This is a genomic window from Pseudomonas sp. TWR3-1-1 (assembly GCF_049896545.1).
Lineage (GTDB): Bacteria > Pseudomonadota > Gammaproteobacteria > Pseudomonadales > Pseudomonadaceae > Aquipseudomonas > Aquipseudomonas weihenstephanensis.
Map to the genome: position 1 here is coordinate 51,180 of NZ_JAFCUO010000006.1, position 18,973 is coordinate 70,152.

Consider the following 18,973-nt stretch of genomic DNA (forward strand, 5'->3'; position numbering starts at 1 on the left):
GAAAAATGATCATCAACAATACCTACGCCTACTGAATTTAAAACGCCTTGGTACTTAATACCTTCTGCATCAACACATTCATAAGCCAGCCCTGCATAACGCTCACCACAACCAAATTCATCTACCAAACTGAAAGTTGATCGCTTACCTCCTACAGGGCATGTAAACGTGACTGATTCTTGCCCAACCAGCTTCATGTCATTTAAAAGAGGCAATGTGAAAAACTCCTTATTCAGTACAGCCTGGGTAAATAGTGCAGGGCGTTCCATCCGACATAATGAAATGACTGAAGTCTTTTTCATTGCCGTCACAAAAAGCATGTTGATCTTCGAAGCCTTCCCCCATACAGCGCTTCCATCCATCTTCAAATTTAACCCAAGCCCTCTTATAATAAGGCGTCTCTTCTTTAGCCATGACTACCTTCATTTTGATGGTCTTATTCGCAAGCTGATCAAATGTATATGCCGCAATAGGTACGCCTCGCGAAGACGGCCGACCCTGATTTAAATCTTTGCAATTAAGTAATTTTCTAAGCACCCGGGTCTTCCCCGACGTACGAAACCACCATTCACATTCACCCGTGAAGGTGCTGACACCTGAAGCATCAAAAAACTCTCGATGTATTTCATCGGACAGTTCTTTTTTGAATACAACCTGCGCACCTGACCTTCCAAAATCATCCCACGATTTTCCATACATGCCATAAATATCCAGCCGTATATTCTTCACCACCAAAGGGCAGCCATTACGGGTGCGATAAATAGGCACTTTGAAATCGGGTTTATAGTCTTGCCACCATCGATAGTTAAACGTGGGCGCCAAGTTATCTTTTGTGGCGACCGTACAAGTCTCGCCCGGCGCCGGAACGTAATACACCGCTACTTTATATTTAAACCCCGGCGGCATATCCACGGTAAACATGAAGGTATTTTGCTTGCGGGCATACCAAATACTGGCAGCAATTCCACACCCAAGTATTATCAGAATCACATAAACCACACTTCGCCTCATCACCATAGCCATCTACTCAGTACAACCGGGATAAATAGTGCACGGCGTGCCGTCCGACACAATGAAATGACTGAAATCTTTTTCATTACCGTCACAAAAGGCATGTTGATCTTCAAAGCCCTCTCCCATACAGCGCTTCCATCCATTTTCAAATTTAACCCAAGCCCTCTTATAATAAGGCATCTCTTCTTTAGCCATGACCACCTTCATTTTGATGGTCTTGTTCGCAAGTTGGCCAAATGTATATAAAGCTATAGGCCCACCTCGTGAAGAAGGGCGCCCATAATTCAAGTCCCTGCAATTAAGTAACTTTCTGAGTACCCGTGTTTTACCCATCGTCCGAAACCACCATTCACATTCACCCGCGAATGTACTGACACCTGACGCATCAAAAAACTCGCGATGTATTTCGTCAGGCAACTTTTCTTTCAAAACTACCTGAGCCCCACTTGAACTAAAATCCGCACGAGACTTTCCATAGGTCGCAAATATTTCAAGCTGGATATTATTCACTACCAGAGGGCAGCCTTTACGAACACGGTAAATCTCAATCTCCGAGTCCGCCTTATAATTTTCACGCCACCAATAATTAAACGTGGGTGCCAAGTTATCTTTTGTGGCGACCGTACAGGTCTCGCCCGGCGCCGGAACGTAATACACCGCCGCTTTATATTTAAACCCCGGCGGCATATCCACGGTAAACATGAATGTATTTTGCTGTCGGGCATACCAAATACCGACAGCAATCCCACACCCAAGTATTATTAGAACAACACAAACCACACTTCGCTTCATCACCATAGTCATCTACTCAGTACAACCGGGATAAATAGTGCACGGCGTGCCATCCGACATAATGAAAGAACTAAAATCCGTTTCATTACCATTACAAAAAGCATGCTGATCTTCGAAACCTTCCCCCAGACATCTTTTCCACCCCAGGGGAAATCTCACCCACTTACCCTCATAATAAGGCGCCTCTTCTTTAGCCATGACCACCTTCATTTTAATTGTCTTATTCGCAAGCTGATCAAATGTATATGCCGCAATAGGTACGCCTCGCGAAGACGGCCGACCCTGATTTAAATCTTTGCAATTAAGTAATTTTCTAAGCACCCGGGTCTTCCCCGACGTACGAAACCACCATTCACATTCACCCGTGAAGGTACTGACACCTGAAGCATCAAAAAACTCTCGATGTATTTCATCAGGCAGTTCTTTTTTGAAAACAACCTGCGCGCCACTCGAGCTAAAATCGGCCCACAACTTCCCATAAGTAGCATAAATATCCAGTCGTATATTCTTCACCACCAAAGGGCAGCCTTTACGAGTGCGATAAATAGGCACTTTGAAATCGGGCGTATAATCTTGCCACCATCGATAGTTAAATGTCGGCGCCAAGTTATCTTTTGTGGCGACCGTACAGGTCTCGCCCGGCGCAGGAACGTAATACACCGCCGCTTTATATTTAAACCCCGGCGGCATATCCACGGTAAACATGAAGGTATTTTGCTTGCGGGCATAGCCAATCCCCACCGCTGTACAGCACGCGATAAACACCAGCAACCCATAAACTAGTACGCGTTTCATAACTCGCCCTCGCCCGCCCAGTACTTGGCGGTCAGGCTCACGCGTTCAAAATGGGCCACGGGGTCTTCATGGGGTTGCGGGTGTAAGTCTGACGGCAGTTCGCCGGGGGGAAATCCCAGGCTCAGGGCCAGCAGGGTTTCGAATTGTTTGGCGCCGCTCCACCCCCATTTGTCGGCCTGTAGCCAGCGTTCATGGGCCCATGCCGCAGGGCATTGTTGCGCTGCCAAGCGCTGGTACGCGGGCAAGTGGTGATCCAGCAAGTATCGGCGGGCGTTGGTTTCCCGGATGGCTGCAATCTGTGGTGGCTGCAAGGGCGCGTGCAGCCACGCGGGGTCTTGCGGCACGGGGTAGGTGCCCGGTGCCGGGTTGTGAGGGGTGGCCCAGGTGTCACCCGCCCAGTAGCACACGCTGATGGCCGGGCCGAGGTAGGCAGGGTGCGTGTCTTCAGGCAGCCAGGCCAAGGCTCGCGTGAGTACGCGGTTGTCGTGGAACCGGTACAGGGCAAGGTGAGGTCGCGTACCAGACACACACCGTTCACGCCAATGCGCTGTCCACGCCGGTAACGCGCCCGGTGGCAAACTGGCGAGCCAACCCCAGTCACGTTGCGGTGCGCTGCACAACGCTCGTACAGACTTCGTGTCGGCGGGGTCGAGCAGGATCAAAAAGGGACTGGCGGCGGCAAGTTCGGCGACGACGGTTTGGGCGTAGACGTTGCTGTACCGGTCGTGCGCCCGCCCCTTTAGCAGCCTTTGGAGGGCGGGCAGTGCGCTCTGCGAGTCCAGGGTCACACACAGTTCGTTGCCCAGTCGCCGTTGCTCCTCTAGCCACTGGCCCGGCACGCTCGTGCTCATGACAGGCTTCCTTGTGGTGAACCCGGCGCTTGTTTACAAGCCTCGCAAATGGGGCATTGGCAGGCACCCAACTGGCGGCTGTCGTCGATGATCAGCGACAGCGCGGGCGACATGGCTGGCAACTGCGCAAGCGCTGGTTGCATGGAGGCGACTTGCCCCGGCAGCAAGGGCGCAGCCGCGAGCACAGCCTGCGGCACACCTCCGAGTTCAAGCGCGGTGCTGCTGAAAATACCTGCCGCATTGATCACCAGGTGCTGCCCGCCCGCCGTGAGCGTGAGGCTCTGCCCGCCGTCCAGCACCATGTGCCCACCGGCCTTGATGTGAACCTGTTGTCCGGCTTGCACCAGCAGGTCTTGCCCGGCGCAGGTCTGGATACTGGCCGCGACGTGCAGATGGTCGTCAGCCTTGAGCTGTACTTTGCGGTCGGCCCCGACGGTGTGCTGTTCTTCGCTCTGAAACACGCAGCGGCTGGTGCCGCTGATGTGCGCTTCACGCTGACCCTCAATGTGCACGCGGCTGTCGTGCTTGATGATGTGGTGCATGTCGCGCTCGGCGTGCAGGTAAATCAGTTCCTGGCCTTTGCGGTCTTCGATGCGCAGTTCGTTGTAACCCGCGCCGCCGGGTGTACTGCGGCTACGAAATACGCTCTGGGTTTTATCGGCGGGCAGCGTCAGCGCAACGGGATGCGTGCTATTGGCCAGGCAACCGCAAATGATCGGGCAGTCCGGGTCGCCATTTTCGTACTCAATCAGCACTTCCATGCCCACCCGCGGGATGGTCACCGCACCGTACTGTGCACCCGCCCAATTCGACGCCACCCGCACCCAGCAACTGCTGCTGTCATCGTTGGCCTCGCTGCGGTCCCAATGGAATTTAACCCGCACCCGGCCGTATTGATCGCAGTGGATTTCTTCGCCCGCAGGCCCGGTCACGCGAGCCGTCTGGCTGCCAAAGATGCGGGGTTTGCCGTATATCTTTTGCGCCCGGTACGTACCCTCCTCAGGCGTTGCCCGAAACACGTTGCGGTAGCCCTCAGTGAAATCCAGCTCGTGTTCAAGCGTGGAGTGGGCCGCGTATTGCTCAAGGACCTGCGGCTGTTTGCCTTCGTGCTGAAGGTGCGTCAGCAGCCACTGCACGTTGCAGGCGGCAGCGGGATGCTGGCTCAGAGTAAAAAAGTGGCCGCTGAGCCAGGCGGGCTGATCGCTGCTGCCCGTCACCAAAGAGGCTTCAGCCTGATGGCGCTCAAGGTTTCGCTGGTTGTAGCGCTCGCCCTGCTGGGCAGTATTGAACCGGCCGGGGTAGCTGTAGTGCTCCAGCACCCGCTCGGTATCGGGCTGGGCCGTGCGGCTGTCCGCTTCCAGCGTTCGACTGGCGGTGTCGAAGTCGTAGTCACGGGTGAACGTTTGATTGGTGCAGGCCTGGCGTTGTAGCGAAAAGCGATTAACCGAAGGCTCAGTGGCCACCAGCCCTTAGTCGGTGACGTAAGGCGTCGGCTGTTCAATGGGGCTAAACGCCTGCTGTTTGTCCCCGAACACCACATGGTGGTGCTCTGGCGTATGCTTGAAGTGGTAATGAAAGCCCTCTTCAAAACACAGGCGTTGAATAAACGCCAGGTCGGACTCGCCGTACTGAACGCAATATTCACGCGGCGCGTAAGTCGAGAACGCGACGAAAGTGTAAGCGTCGCTGAAAATGCCGTGTTCTTTGAGCACCTGCTCGATGATCTGCTGCACGCTCTGGTGCTGAAAGATTCGATGCTGGGTACGCAAGGCCAGATACGCCAGGCTCGGCACCAGCGTCAGTTGATAGTGAGCCAGCCGTGTATCGGCGCGTGTTTGAGCAATGCGCTGGATCTGCCCGTGGATACCGTGGCGTTGGTTAAACGCCAGATACGCGCTTTGGTGCAGCAGCGCCTTGAGGTCCAGCGAGGTGCGATCACTGACGAGTTCAACGTTGAAGGCATAAGGTTCACTGATGGCCTCGTGACCTTTGAACGCCAATACGTGCAACGCGTGTTGGCAGGCAGGCACCGTCAGGCTAAAGCGGGCGTGGCGAGTGAGCGTGGACATCCGTGGTCCCTCTTAAAAGCTGAGGCTCGCTTCAACCAGAAGCCGCCCTCATTAAGAGATGAACGCTAACGGATAGCCCTAGGCGTCACGTGTAGGTGCTTTCCTAATTTTTTATAAGATGCCGATAAATGACTACGCGTTAATTCACTGAGCATAAAAAAGCCCCGGCTCTCACGAGCCGGGGCTTAGGTAAAACGCTATCGCGTCTTAGCCGTTGAACACGTCATCCACGCTTTTGAGCGGGTAGTTTTTCGGGTACGGCAGGGTCGCAACGCCGGTCTCGATGGCAGCTTTGGCCACAGCATCGGAGATCACGGTGATCAGGCGGGCATCCATTGGTTTGGGAATGATGTACTCACGACCAAATTCCAGCTTGATACCGCCGTAGGCGTCACAAACCTCTTGTGGTACTGGCAGTTTGGCCAGTTCACGCAAGGCGTTGGCCGCTGCGATTTTCATCTCTTCGTTGATGCGCTTGGCGCGAACGTCCAAAGCACCGCGGAAGATGAACGGGAAGCCCAGCACGTTGTTGACCTGGTTCGGGTAGTCCGAACGGCCAGTGGCCATGATCACGTCGTTACGCGTGGCGTGTGCCAGCTCTGGCGCGATTTCCGGATCGGGGTTCGAGCACGCGAACACGATCGGGTTCGGCGCCATACGCAGCAGGTTTTCAGCGCTCAGCAAGTTTGGACCCGACAGGCCGACAAACACGTCTGCGCCGTCCAAGGCATCTGCCAGGGTGCGTTTTTCAGTCGCGTGAGCAAACACTGCTTTGTACTGGTTCAGGTCGTCGCGGCCGGAGTGGATCACACCGGTACGGTCAACCATGAAAATGTTTTCGAGGGTCGCGCCCATGCTCACCAGCAACTTCATGCAGGAGATGGCCGCAGCGCCAGCGCCCAGGCAGACGATTTTGGCATCAGACAGGGTTTTGCCTGCGATTTCCAGGGCATTGATCATGCCGGCCGCCGTCACAATCGCGGTGCCGTGCTGGTCATCGTGGAATACCGGAATATCGCACTGCTCGATCAGAGCACGTTCGATCTCAAAGCACTCAGGGGCTTTGATGTCTTCGAGGTTGATGCCGCCGAAGGTGATGGAAATGCGTTTAACGGTGTCGATGAAAGCCTGTGGGCTCTCGGAATCAACTTCGATATCGAATACGTCGATACCGGCAAAGCGCTTGAACAGTACGCCTTTGCCTTCCATTACAGGCTTGGAAGCCAATGGGCCAAGGTTACCCAGGCCCAGAATGGCGGTGCCGTCAGAAATCACTGCGACCAGGTTGCCCTTGCCGGTGTACTTGTAGGCCAGTTCAGGATCGCGGGCGATTTCACGCACTGGTTCGGCTACACCCGGGCTGTAGGCCAGCGCGAGATCGCGGGCAGTAGCGGTAGGTTTGGTGAGCTCGACACTCAGTTTCCCTGGACGTGGCTGGGCATGATATTCGAGAGCGGCGGTTTTCAAATCAGACATAGGGGCATTCCGCTTTTTTGCTGTTGGACAGACGGATCGCCGAGCATACGCGTGTCGTAAAGTCCCGACAAGACTGACCAGTCAGCAGTGTCAAGGGCTTTACCCTACGACTTTGGACCAAGAGCCGCGGCCCGTAAGGGCTACAGTGTTCACAATCCACATTAAAAATTGTCTACAATTTTTAGCGGGCGATGACTTTAAACATGCCCGGATGCGTCAATGGCAGCATCCAGCGCGCCTGACCCGGCTTCAACCCGCCACGCCGTGAACGGTCCAGCACCCAGCCACGCGCCTCAAGCTGCGTGCCCTTCAAGTTCGCGAGACGTTTTTGATCGAAATGGGTCAGTTGATTGGGTGCAATGTGCAGCACCAGTCCGCCCTCAAGGTCGATCCAAAAACCACCACGATTGCGCTGAACCCGACTCACTTTTGCACCCACTATCGCGAAACCGGAGCGGGTGATGTGCTGCGGCGCCTGCACCGGCGATTGGCGCCACACCCCGGCCCTGGCGGAGCGTGCGCGCTGCTCTGCCGCCTGTTGGCAGCCCAGCAGTTCGGTATTGGGTGCAATGGCCACCTGATAACCCAGACCGTCTGCCAGCAGTTGAGCTTCAAGGTTGCTGCCGTCTGCCCCGAACACATGGGCCAGGGTGCGCCCATAGCGGTCCTGCGCCTGCTTGCCTGTCAGCAACCCCACGCGGCCATCACTGCGCGCCACCAGCGCTTGCAGCCGTTGGCGCGCCGCCTCCGCAAAAGGTTCGGCGGTTTGGCCTTTTTTGCCGGTTTCTGGCGCATTGAGACCGATCATGCGCACGCTGCGCCCGTCTTTGAGGCGCAAGGTGTCGCCATCGACCACGCGCTCGACTTGCGCGGGTGTGGGCGCTTTTGGCGCAGGGCAAAGCACCTGGGCCTGTACGCTGGAAAGCCAAATCGCAGGCACAAAAAAGGCGCCCGCAAGGGACGCCTTTTTCAATAACCCGGCCAGCCTCAAAAGGTTGCCCAAGGTCATGCGCCTTACTCGGCGGCTTTTTCTGCTTCTGCTGCTGGAGCGGCTGCTTTAGCGCCGAAAGCACCAAAACGAGTCTTGAAGCGATCAACACGACCGCCAATGTCCAGAGTTTTTTGCTTACCGGTGTAGAACGGGTGGCACTCGTTGCATACGTCAGTGCCCAGTGGCTTGCACAGGTTCGAACGTGTTTCGAACTTGTTGCCGCAGCTGCAAGTTACCAGGATTGTTTCGTACGCTGGATGGATATCGGCTTTCATGGGGTATTCCTCAGGCTAGCGTGCCGCCACTCAACACCATTGTTGAATACCGCACGTAAATTTAGGGCGCCGATAATACCAGACCTATGCATTGACGCAAGCAGCCAATCATGCTCCCGCTAAAATCATTCGCCTTTCAGTGCCCTGCCTTTTAGTCGCGCAGCGCTTTGTCTGCTAGGCTCCGGGCCATCTTTGCCGTTCATCACTTGAGAGCCCCGCGTGCCCGACGCCATTTTGCGCCTTGCCCTGCCTTCCCCCCTGCGCCGCCTGTTTGACTATCGGGCGCCTGCGGGCGTGCGACGCGATCAATTGCAGCCGGGTATGCGCTTGCGGGTGCCGTTCGGGCGGCGCGAGATGATCGGCATTCTGGTTGAAGTGGTCGATCACAGTGACGTCCCGGCCGACAAGCTCAAACCGGCGATTGCATTGCTCGATACCACCGCGCCGCTGCCCGCCTCGCTGCTCAAACTGTGTTTATGGACCTCGCAGTACTACCAGCACAGTCTGGGCGACACCCTGAGCTGGGCCTTGCCCGTACTGCTGCGTCAGGGGGAGCTGGCTGAAACCCGGCAAGAGCGGTTTTGGCAGATGGCGCCCGGCGCCCGTCTCGACGACCCGCGCATCGCCCGCGCACCCCGTCAGCGTGAAGCACTGGCCACTCTGGCCCAGCACCCGCATGGCGTCGCACATACGCTGCTGAGCAAGTTAATGCTGAGCAAAGACAGCCTCGATCTGCTGCTGGCTAAAGAGTTGGTCAGCGTAGAAATCCGCCGCCACGCCCCCCTTGAGCGTCACGACCACTGGCTGGCGCAGCCTGAACTGCCGCTCAACAGCGAGCAGCAGGCGGCCTATGAAGCCATCCACGCAGGACTTGGCAGCTTCCATGCATTTCTATTGGCCGGGGTAACCGGCAGCGGCAAGACCGAAGTGTATTTGCAACTGATCCGCGAAACCCTTCAGGCTGGCAAACAGGCGCTGGTCCTGATCCCGGAGATCAACCTCGGCCCGCAGACCCTGGCCCGCTTCGAGCAGCGTTTCAATGCGCGTATTGCGCTGGTGCACTCGGCGGTTAACGACCGCGAACGTCTGGAAAGCTGGTTGGCCGCTCGCGATGGCGAAGCCGACATTATTATTGGCACCCGTTCGGCACTGTTCACCCCGATGAAAAACCCGGGGCTGATCATCATCGACGAAGAACACGACGGCTCTTATAAACAGCAAGAAGGTTTGCGCTATCACGCCCGCGATTTGGCGCTGGTGCGCGCACGCCAGGAAAACATCCCCATCGTGCTCGGCTCTGCCACGCCATCTCTCGAAAGCCTGCATAACGCCTACACCGGTCGCTATGGTTTGCTGCGCCTTAATGAGCGCGCAGGGGGCGCCAGACAGCCACGGTTCCTGCGCCTGGACGTGAAAAGTCGCCCGCTGGACAGCGGCATATCCGGGCCAATGCAACAAGCCATTGGTCAGACCCTGGCGGCAGGCCAGCAAGTGCTGGTCTTCCTTAACCGCCGTGGCTTTGCCCCTACGTTGCTGTGCCATGACTGCGGCTGGATGTCGGAATGCCAACGCTGCGATGCGCGCATGACCGTGCACCAGCGCTCAGGCGAGTTGCGCTGCCATCACTGCGGCCATGTTGAGCGTGTGCCGCGCAATTGCCCGCAATGCGGCAAAGTTGACTTGCGCCCTGTCGGTGCAGGTACCGAGCGGGCTGAAGAGCGGCTGGGGATTTTATTTCCCGACTACCCGGTTTTACGGGTCGACCGCGACAGCACTTCGCGCAAAGATGCGATGAACCAGCTGTTTGCCACCATCCAGAAAGGCAAGCCGTGCATTTTGATCGGCACACAAATGCTCGCCAAGGGTCATCACTTCCCACGGGTGACGCTGGTGTCGATTCTGGACGCCGATGGTGGCCTGTTCTCCGGCGACTTTCGCGCCAGCGAACGCATGGCCCAATTGATTGTGCAGGTGGCCGGGCGCGCCGGGCGGGCGCAAGAGCCGGGCAAAGTGATTATCCAGACCCACTTGGCTGACCACCCGCTGCTGATTCAACTCACCGAACAAGGCTACTTTGCCTTCGCTGAACAAGCGTTGAGCGAGCGGCGAGCAGCGGGCCTGCCGCCTTTTGCGCACTTGGCCCTGCTACGGGCCGAAGCCCACAAACCGGGGCAAGCCGAAGGCTTTTTGGACCAGGCATGCAGCGAGGCCGAACGCCTGCTGGGCGAGCTGAACCTGACCGGCGTCGAACTGCTCGGCCCGGTGCCTGCGCCCATGGAACGCCGTGCCGGACGCTACCGCGCGCAACTATTGTTACAAGCCAACGCGCGCGCGCCGCTGCACCGCTTGCTCAACCAATGGCTGCTGCTGCTCGAACAAATGCCCAGCGGGCGGCAAGTGCGCTGGTCCCTGGACGTTGATCCGGTCGACCTGTATTGACCGCCAAACTGTTGATCGCGAGCAAGCTCACGCCGCAAAATTTATGCACCCTGATAAGAGCGAAGTGATCCGGGACCACCGCGTGATCATCACCGCAGATCCATTACCCAACTGCCAAGGTTGGCAAGGCCGACCCGGCAACGGATAATGCCCAGTTTTTCCACCTGCGCACTGAAGCGCTACCGCGCTTGCGGTCGAAAGAGAAGACCATGAAAGACACCATTCGCCAGCTGATTCAACAAGCCCTAGCTCAACTCGTCACAGAAGGTGTGTTGCCTGAAGGCCTGACGCCAGCGATTCAGGTGGAAAACGCCCGTGACAAGACCCACGGCGACTTTGCCAGCAACATCGCCATGATGCTGGCCAAGCCGGCCGGCATGAAGCCGCGCGATCTGGCTGAAAAAATCATCGCCGCCCTGCCGGCCGATGAACAAATCAGCAAAACCGAAATCGCCGGTCCCGGCTTCCTGAACTTCTTCCAAAACACCCAGGCACTGGCCTCACGCCTGGACGCAGCCCTGGCTGACGAGAAAATCGGCGTACGCAAGGCTACCCCCGCCATGCGCACCGTGATCGACATGTCCGCGCCCAACCTGGCCAAAGAAATGCACGTCGGCCACTTGCGCTCCACCATTATTGGCGACGGTGTGGCCCGGGTACTTGAGTTCCTCGGTGACGACGTGATTCGTCAAAACCACGTGGGCGACTGGGGCACTCAGTTCGGCATGTTGATGGCCTACCTGGAAGAAAACCCGATCACCAGCGACGAGCTGTCTGACCTCGAAAACTTCTACCGTGCGGCCAAACAGCGTTTCGACGAGTCGCCAGAGTTCGCCGACCGCGCCCGTAGCCTGGTGGTCAAGCTGCAAGCCGGCGACCCGGACTGCCTGGCACTGTGGGCCAAGTTCAAAGACATCTCGCTGTCGCATTGCCAGAAAATCTACGAACTGCTGAACGTCAAACTGACCATGGCCGATGTGATGGGCGAAAGCGCCTACAACGACGACCTGATCAACGTCGTCAACGACCTCAAGGCCAAAGGCATGCTGGTCGAGAGCAATGGCGCACAATGCGTGTTCCTCGACGAGTTCAAAAACGCTGACGGCGAGCCGTTGCCGGTAATCATCGTCAAGGCCGACGGCGGCTACCTGTATGCCACCACCGACCTGGCAGCCATCCGCTATCGCAGCGGCGTATTGAAAGCAGACCGCGCCCTGTACTTTGTAGACCAGCGTCAGGCGCTGCACTTCCAGCAAGTGTTTGCCGTTGCGCGCAAAGCCGGTTTCGTGACCCACCCGATGGAAATGGAACACATGGGCTTCGGCACCATGAACGGCGCAGACGGCCGCCCATTCAAAACCCGCGACGGTGGCACGGTTAAATTGATCGACTTGCTCAATGAAGCCAAAGAGCGCGCCTACACCCTGGTCAAAGAGAAAAACCCTGAGCTGCCAGAAGACGAACTGCGTGCCATCGCCAAAGTGGTCGGCATCGACGCGGTGAAATACGCCGACTTGTCCAAGCACCGCACCAGCGATTACAGCTTCAACTTCGACCTGATGTTGAACTTCGAAGGCAATACCGCGCCTTACTTGCTGTACGCCTACACCCGTGTGGCGGGCGTGTTCCGCAAATTGGGCAAGAACTTCACCGAAGTTGAAGGCCAGATCGTGCTGCAAGCGCCACAAGAGCAAGAGCTGGCCGCCAAGCTGGCGCAGTTCGGTGAAGTGCTCAATAACGTGGCTGAAAAAGGCACGCCGCACACCTTGTGCACCTACCTGTACGAAGTGGCAGGCCTGTTCTCCAGCTTCTATGAGAACTGCCCGATCCTGAACGCCGAAGACGAAGCACAAAAACAAAGCCGCCTGCGCCTGGCAGCCCTGGCGGGCCGTACCCTCAAGCAAGGTCTGGAATTGCTGGGCCTGGAAACTCTGGAGCGCATGTAAGTTGGCCGCCAAGAAAAAACCTGCACCCAAGCGTGGCGCCAGCCGGTATCAGGCGCCCGCCAAACAACCGATTCCAGGTTGGCTGTGGATGGCCATCGGCCTGACCGTGGGCGCATTCATCGTATTTTTGATGAAACTCGAACCCGGCAAGGGCGACGACGTCAAACGCGTCAAGCAAGAGCAGCAAAAGGCGGCGCAAACGGCCCAGGCGAATAAAACGCCGCCAAGCCCTGCGCAACCGGTCAAGCCCAAGTACGACTTCTACACCTTGCTGCCCGAGTCTGAAGTGATCGTGCCGCCAGAAGCCGTACCGGAAAAAACCCCACCAACGCCGCAAACTGCGCCGCTGGCACCGGTAACCCCGGCCGAAGCGGCAAAAATTGACACGGCCCGTGCTCAGGCTGCCTTGAGCGGTGTAACCCCGCCACCTGCACCGCCCGTGGTAAAAGCGGCGCCGGTGACCAAGTTCTTCTTGCAGGCGGGCTCGTTCCGCAAACAAGCCGACGCGGAAAAAGTGCGTGCGCAAATCATCTTGCTCGGCCAAACCGCCACTGTTGAAGCCGGCACCGTGAAAGACGAAACCTGGTACCGCGTGCTGGTTGGTCCCTTCAGCAACCGTGACCAACTGACTGTTGCGCAAAAGCAACTGGCGGGCAGCGGCTTTAGTAACTTGTTGCTACAGCAGCGCCGCTGATACCCGTCGGCTTGACCCGTAGCAGTTGCCGAAGGAACGAGGCTGCGTCCGATTGCGAAGCGATCGTAAAACCCAAGTCCGAGATTTAACTGACAGATCACGACTTCAGGTTTTACGACGGCTTCGCCGACGGACGCAGCCATCGTTCCTCGACAGCTGCTACAGGATTTGTCCTTTCTCCGTTCATCCGCATTCCCTCCCCACTGTTGAAATATTCGCTACAACCCCCATATGTATCTCCATCAGGCATTTTCGCCCCGCTGCGTGGAGACTCTTCCCTTGACCACCATCGTTTCAGTACGCCGTCACGGCAAAGTTGTCATGGCTGGCGACGGCCAGGTTTCACTTGGCAACACCGTCATGAAAGGCAACGCGAAAAAAGTCCGTCGTCTCTATCACGGTCAGGTCATTGCCGGTTTCGCCGGTGCCACCGCTGATGCATTCACCCTGTTCGAACGCTTTGAAGGCCAGCTTGAAAAACATCAAGGCCATCTGGTTCGCGCAGCCGTCGAGTTAGCCAAAGAATGGCGTACCGACCGCTCGCTGAGCCGCCTTGAAGCCATGCTGGCCGTGGCCAACAAAGACGCATCTTTGATCATCACCGGCAACGGTGACGTGGTTGAGCCAGAAGACGGCTTGATCGCCATGGGTTCGGGGGGTGCATTCGCCCAGGCCGCAGCCCGCGCGCTGCTGATGAAAACCGATCTGTCGGCCCGCGAAATTGCCGAAACTGCGCTGGGCATTGCCGGCGACATCTGTGTATTCACTAACCACAACATCACTCTTGAGGAGCAGGACCTCGCCGAATAAGCCACTGGCCGGGTCAATTCACCGACCCGTTTGTGCCCCTTCATTCTGCTAGAGGAACGCCAACTACTATGTCCATGACTCCCCGCGAAATCGTCCACGAACTCAATCGCCATATCATCGGCCAGGACGATGCCAAACGCGCCGTCGCCATCGCGCTGCGTAACCGCTGGCGCCGCATGCAGCTGCCCGAAGAGCTGCGTGTTGAAGTGACCCCCAAAAACATCTTGATGATCGGCCCCACCGGTGTCGGTAAAACCGAAATCGCCCGTCGCCTGGCCAAACTGGCCAACGCACCGTTCATCAAAGTCGAAGCCACCAAGTTCACCGAAGTGGGCTATGTCGGCCGCGACGTAGAGTCGATCATTCGTGACCTGGCCGATGCAGCCATCAAACTGCTGCGCGAGCAAGAGATCGTCAAAGTTCGCCATCGTGCAGAAGACGCCGCAGAAGAGCGCATCCTTGACGCACTGCTGCCACCGGCTCGCACCTTCGGCGAAGAAGCGGCCACCCCGCAGGATTCCAACACCCGTCAACTGTTCCGCAAGCGTCTGCGCGAAGGTCAGCTGGACGATAAAGAAATTGAAATCGAAGTCGCCGATGCTGTGGGCGTCGATATTTCCGCGCCGCCTGGCATGGAAGAAATGACCAACCAATTGCAGAGCCTGTTTGCCAACATGGGCAAAGGCAAGCGCAAGAGCCGCAAGCTGAAAGTCAAAGAAGCCCTGAAAATGGTGCGTGACGAAGAAGCGGGCCGCCTGGTCAACGACGAAGAACTCAAAGCCAAGGCGCTGGAAGCGGTTGAGCAGCACGGCATTGTGTTCATCGACGAAATCGACAAAGTGGCCAAGCGTGGCAACGTGGGCGGTGCTGATGTATCGCGTGAAGGCGTACAGCGCGACCTGCTGCCGCTGATCGAAGGTTGCACCGTCAACACCAAACTGGGCATGGTCAAAACTGACCACATCCTGTTTATTGCTTCGGGCGCCTTCCACCTCAGCAAACCTAGCGACCTGGTACCTGAGCTGCAAGGCCGTTTGCCGATTCGGGTTGAGCTCAAAGCGTTGTCCCCGGAAGACTTCGAACGCATCCTCAGCGAACCGCATGCCTCCCTGACCGAGCAATACCGCGAGCTGCTGAAAACTGAGGGCCTGAACATCGAGTTCATGCCTGAAGGCATCAAGCGCCTGGCTGAAATTGCCTGGAAAGTGAACGAGAAAACCGAGAACATCGGTGCGCGTCGCTTGCACACGTTGCTGGAGCGCTTGCTCGAAGAGGTGTCTTTCAGTGCCGGTGATATCGCCAGCGCTCATCAAGACGAACCGATTCGTATCGACGCTGAATACGTGAATAGCCATTTGGGCGAATTGGCAGAAAACGAAGACCTGTCGCGCTACATCTTGTAAAAGCGCTTGCACCTCCTGTAGCCGCTGATGCGGACTGCGATAAGGCCACCGGCCTTCAGTGATCTTAGTATCCTGCGCCAACGTCGTTGGCGATTGCAGTCTGCGCCAGCGGCTTTATTGTTTGTGTGAAACCAAAGGTTATGACCATGATCCCGAGCGCCATCAACCTGCACAAAGCCTCGAAAACGCTGACGCTGAAATACCCCTCAGGCGAGGAGTTTCATCTGCCTGCCGAGTTTTTACGCGTGCACTCCCCCTCTGCCGAGGTGCAAGGCCACGGTAATCCGATCTTGCAACACGGCAAGATCAATGTGGGCATCAACAAAATTGAGCCCGCAGGCCAATACGCCTTAAAGATCAGCTTCGATGACGGCCACGACAGCGGGCTGTTTACCTGGCAATACCTGTATCAATTGGGCCAGCGCCAAGGCGCGCTGTGGGCAGACTATCTTGAAGAATTGAAAAAAGCTGGCAAGTCACGCGACCCGTCCGAGTCCATCGTCAAATTGATGCTGTAACGCCTGCTTGCTCTGTGGGTGCGCGATTACCGGCCAGGCCCGCGCCGTGCTGGTTATTTTGTAGTCGCTGACGAGTAATGCTAGGCTGCGATCAAGTGCGCAGCGCTCCTAAACCCGAACGCTGCGGCGTGGCTCAAGTATCGCGTTAAATGACTTTACGGCCGCTGCGCGCCCGATCGCAGCTACAGGAACACTAGTTTGTGTAGTCGCTGACGAGTAATGCGAGGCTGCGATCAAATGCGCAGCGCTCCTAAACCCGAACGCTGCGGCGTGGCTCAAGTATCGCGTTAAATGACTTTTACGGCCGCTGCGCGCCCGATCGCAGCCTCGTACCTCGACAGCGACTACAGGAACACTGGTTTGTGTAGTCGCTGACGAGTAATGCGAGGCTGCGATCGAGTGCGCAGCGCTCGTAAACCCGAGCGCTGCGGTGTGGATCAAGTATCGCGTTAAATGACTTTACGGCCGCTGCGCGCCCGATCGCAGCCTCGTACATCGACAGCGACTACAGGAACACTAGTTTGTGTAGTCGCTGACGAGTAATGCGAGGCTGCGATCAAATGCGTAGCGCTCCTAAACCCGAGCGCTGCGGTGTGGATCAAGTATCGCGTTAAATGACTCTACGGCCGCTGCGCGCCCGATCGCAGCCTCGTACCTCGACAGCGACTACAGGAACACTGGTTTGTGTAGTCGCTGACGAGTAATGCGAGGCTGCGATCAAATGCGCAGCGCTCCTAAACCCGAGCGCTGCGGCGTGGCTCAAGTATTGCGTTAAATGACTCTACGGCTGCTGCGCGCCCGATCGCAGCCTCGTACCTCGACAGCGACGACAGGAACACTAGCTTTTGTAGTCGCTGACGAGTAATGCGAGGCTGCGATCAAATGCGCAGCGCTCCTAAACCCGAGCACTGCGGCGTGGCTCAAGTATCGCGTTAAATGACTCTACGGCCGCTGCGCGCCCGATCGCAGCCTCGTACCTCGACAGCGACGACAGGAACACTGGTTTGTGTCGTCGCTGACGAGTAATGCGAGGCTGCGATCAAGTGCGCAGCGCTCCTAAACCCGAGCGCTGCGGTGTGGCTCAAGTATTGCGTTAAATGACTCTACGGCCGCTGCGCGCCCGATCGCAGCCTCGTACCTCGACAGCGACTACAGGAGGCGCTGACGAGTAATGCGAGGCTGCGATCGAGTGCGCAGCGCTCGTAAACCCGAGCGCTGCGGTGTGGATCAAGTATCGCGTTAAATGACTCTACGGCCGCTGCGCGCCCGATCGCAGCCTCGTACCTCGACAGCGACTACAGGAACACTAGTTTGTGTAGTCGCTGACGAGTAATGCGAGGCTGCGATCAAATGCGCAGCGCTCGTAAACCCGAGCACTGCGGTGTGGATCAAGTATCGCGTTAAATGACTCTACGGCCGCTGCGCGCCCGATCGCAGCCTCGTACCTCGACAGCGACGACAGGAGGCGCTGACGAGGCTGCGATCAAGCGGCGGGCGAATCAGGTTTCGGAGCCGCAACCGCAGCGGCTTTAGGGGCCATCGGTTTTTTGCTCACCGCCGGCTTCTTCACAACAGGTTTGGCCGCCGCAGGTTTACCGGAAGCCACAGGCGCTTTTTTGACTGCGGGTTTCACAGCAGGTTTGACCACGGGCTTGGCTGTAGTTTTAGGCGTAGGCTTGGCCACAACCGGTTTGGCCGCAGGCTTTGCTGGCAAAGGTTTGCTGGCAACAGGTGCTTTGGTCGCCGTGACTTTGGCCGCCGCTGCCGTCAGCTTTTCAATGTGTTTGGTCAGCGTTTCTACTTTGGCGTGCAGCGCTTTGACTTCTTCCCGACTCGGCACACCCAACCGGGAAATAGCGCTGTTCAGGCGTTTATCGAAGGCTTCTTCCAGCTCACCCCATTTACCCAATGCCAACTCTTTAACATCGTCAACTTTAGAACGCGTAGACGATTTGGCCGCTTTAGGCTCAGAGGTCTTGGTCAATTTTTCGGCCTTTTCCCCGTCCTTGACCAAGCTGTCAAACAACTTGCTGCCGTCCGTGTCAATTTTCGAGTACACACCCAAGCCTGCGAGCCAGATCTTGCGCGAGTACTCTTCAACCTTGCCAACCCAGGAATGGCTGTCTTTTACAGGTGCCGCCGGTTTTTTAGCCGCCATCGTGTTCCCCTCAATGTTCAATTGCGACGTCCATCAACAGACTGTCGGCCCATCAAGGTGAACAACCTGTTCACCTGCACTAGGTTTAGACCTTAATCAGGACTGTTTCAAGGCATGTGTATACGGTTTCACAGCACACTCAATTACAGGGTTATTGAATGAGTAACTTTTTAACTCAGGGCCACACGAAAAACTTGCTGCGCGTCATAACTTTTCTGCGGTACCGGCTGTCGAAAACATTTGATCCATGAGGTCAACCATATCGGCCTCCATGTTCCATGCTTCTTCAGCCGCTGCCGCGCCGTAAACGGTAAACAACACGCTATTGATCAAAACAAACAACTTACCTATCACAACGTTTTTATCGTTTGTTATTACAAACTCTGTGACCTCTTGCCCCGCCACATGTTCAGTCAAAGTAAAACCCACTCGTGTTTTCACGAATTGCTCAACGACATATTTAGACTTGTCGCGTGCAATGTCATGTGTACCCGCAAACTGGCGAACAACTTTAAATCGATAATCTGACATTTAACAGCTCCTTGTGTGTATTTGATCTTCCTGAGAAAACGGTAGTTCAACTCACGCCACACAGGACTCGCCCCGACTTCGCTGTTATTAGTCAACCGCACGCTCTAGATCAATACTGAGAGCACTTTCATATTTAGCACTCCCTCTGTTCAGCGCTTTAAAGTCTCACTGCCTACACTCTAAAGCGCTCTTACCCGTCACACTTCTTCTA

General features: G+C 56.6%; 15 protein-coding genes and 1 pseudogene. 6 read left to right on the forward strand and 10 right to left on the reverse strand.

The genetic code is table 11. The features are described from left to right. Positions 1-228: 228 nt before the first annotated feature. The 8 genes and pseudogenes from ACP7A4_RS14545 to rpmE form a co-directional block, all read right to left on the reverse strand. Entirely contained in the window at positions 229-1,023 is a 795-nt protein-coding gene (locus ACP7A4_RS14545; protein ID WP_426247570.1) for a hypothetical protein, read from the reverse strand. Next, positions 1,024-1,818 (reverse strand): hypothetical protein, encoded by a 795-nt coding sequence (locus ACP7A4_RS14550; protein ID WP_426247572.1) that lies wholly within the window; start codon positions 1,816-1,818, stop codon positions 1,024-1,026. Beyond that, entirely contained in the window at positions 1,819-2,601 is a 783-nt protein-coding gene (locus ACP7A4_RS14555) for a hypothetical protein (RefSeq protein WP_426247574.1), read from the reverse strand. After that, positions 2,598-3,452, reverse strand: coding sequence for a DUF4123 domain-containing protein (locus tag ACP7A4_RS14560; RefSeq protein WP_426247576.1), 855 nt, complete (start codon positions 3,450-3,452; stop codon positions 2,598-2,600). Before ACP7A4_RS14560 ends, ACP7A4_RS14555 begins: the two co-directional genes overlap by 4 nt. Further along, positions 3,449-5,521, reverse strand: a pseudogene (gene tssI / locus ACP7A4_RS14565) (type VI secretion system tip protein TssI/VgrG). The gene ACP7A4_RS14560 and the pseudogene tssI overlap by 4 nt, the downstream one beginning before the upstream one ends. Positions 5,522-5,728: 207 nt before the next feature. After that, entirely contained in the window at positions 5,729-6,997 is a 1,269-nt protein-coding gene (locus ACP7A4_RS14570) for a malic enzyme-like NAD(P)-binding protein (protein WP_048364553.1), read from the reverse strand. Positions 6,998-7,178: 181 nt separating this feature from the next. Next, positions 7,179-8,006, reverse strand: a complete 828-nt coding sequence (locus tag ACP7A4_RS14575) for a thermonuclease family protein (RefSeq protein ID WP_426247578.1) — start codon at positions 8,004-8,006, stop codon at positions 7,179-7,181. A 5-nt stretch (positions 8,007-8,011) separates the two neighbouring features. Then, entirely contained in the window at positions 8,012-8,263 is a 252-nt protein-coding gene (rpmE, locus tag ACP7A4_RS14580) for a 50S ribosomal protein L31 (RefSeq protein WP_019825265.1), read from the reverse strand. Between the two features lie 219 nt (positions 8,264-8,482). On the opposite strand from rpmE, the gene ACP7A4_RS14585 reads away from it, so the two are divergent. The 6 genes from ACP7A4_RS14585 (at position 8,483) to ACP7A4_RS14610 (ending at position 16,073) form a co-directional block, all read left to right on the forward strand. Next, positions 8,483-10,702, forward strand: a complete 2,220-nt coding sequence (locus ACP7A4_RS14585; protein WP_059761751.1) for a primosomal protein N' — start codon at positions 8,483-8,485, stop codon at positions 10,700-10,702. Between the two features lie 209 nt (positions 10,703-10,911). Then, a complete protein-coding gene (argS, locus tag ACP7A4_RS14590) occupies positions 10,912-12,648 on the forward strand; it encodes an arginine--tRNA ligase (protein WP_048364556.1) in 1,737 nt (578 codons plus the stop codon). Between the two features lies 1 nt (position 12,649). Then, entirely contained in the window at positions 12,650-13,342 is a 693-nt protein-coding gene (locus ACP7A4_RS14595; RefSeq protein WP_059761750.1) for an SPOR domain-containing protein, read from the forward strand. A gap of 279 nt (positions 13,343-13,621) precedes the next feature. Next, positions 13,622-14,152 (forward strand): ATP-dependent protease subunit HslV, encoded by a 531-nt coding sequence (hslV, locus tag ACP7A4_RS14600; RefSeq protein ID WP_048364558.1) that lies wholly within the window; start codon positions 13,622-13,624, stop codon positions 14,150-14,152. Positions 14,153-14,220: 68 nt separating this feature from the next. Then, a complete protein-coding gene (gene hslU / locus ACP7A4_RS14605; RefSeq protein WP_048364559.1) occupies positions 14,221-15,555 on the forward strand; it encodes an ATP-dependent protease ATPase subunit HslU in 1,335 nt (444 codons plus the stop codon). 146 nt (positions 15,556-15,701) lie between these two features. After that, the gene (locus ACP7A4_RS14610; protein ID WP_426247582.1) at positions 15,702-16,073 is read left to right on the forward strand and encodes a gamma-butyrobetaine hydroxylase-like domain-containing protein; all 372 of its coding nucleotides are present in this window, start codon (positions 15,702-15,704) and stop codon (positions 16,071-16,073) included. A 1,483-nt stretch (positions 16,074-17,556) separates the two neighbouring features. Here ACP7A4_RS14610 and ACP7A4_RS14615 read toward each other — a convergent pair. Then, positions 17,557-18,231: a phasin family protein gene (locus tag ACP7A4_RS14615; protein ID WP_426247584.1), complete on the reverse strand. Its 675-nt coding sequence runs from the start codon at positions 18,229-18,231 to the stop codon at positions 17,557-17,559. Positions 18,232-18,435: 204 nt separating this feature from the next. Then, on the reverse strand, positions 18,436-18,762 hold the full coding sequence (locus ACP7A4_RS14620) for a hypothetical protein (RefSeq protein ID WP_203303124.1): 327 nt from the start codon (positions 18,760-18,762) through the stop codon (positions 18,436-18,438). Positions 18,763-18,973 lie beyond the last annotated feature (211 nt).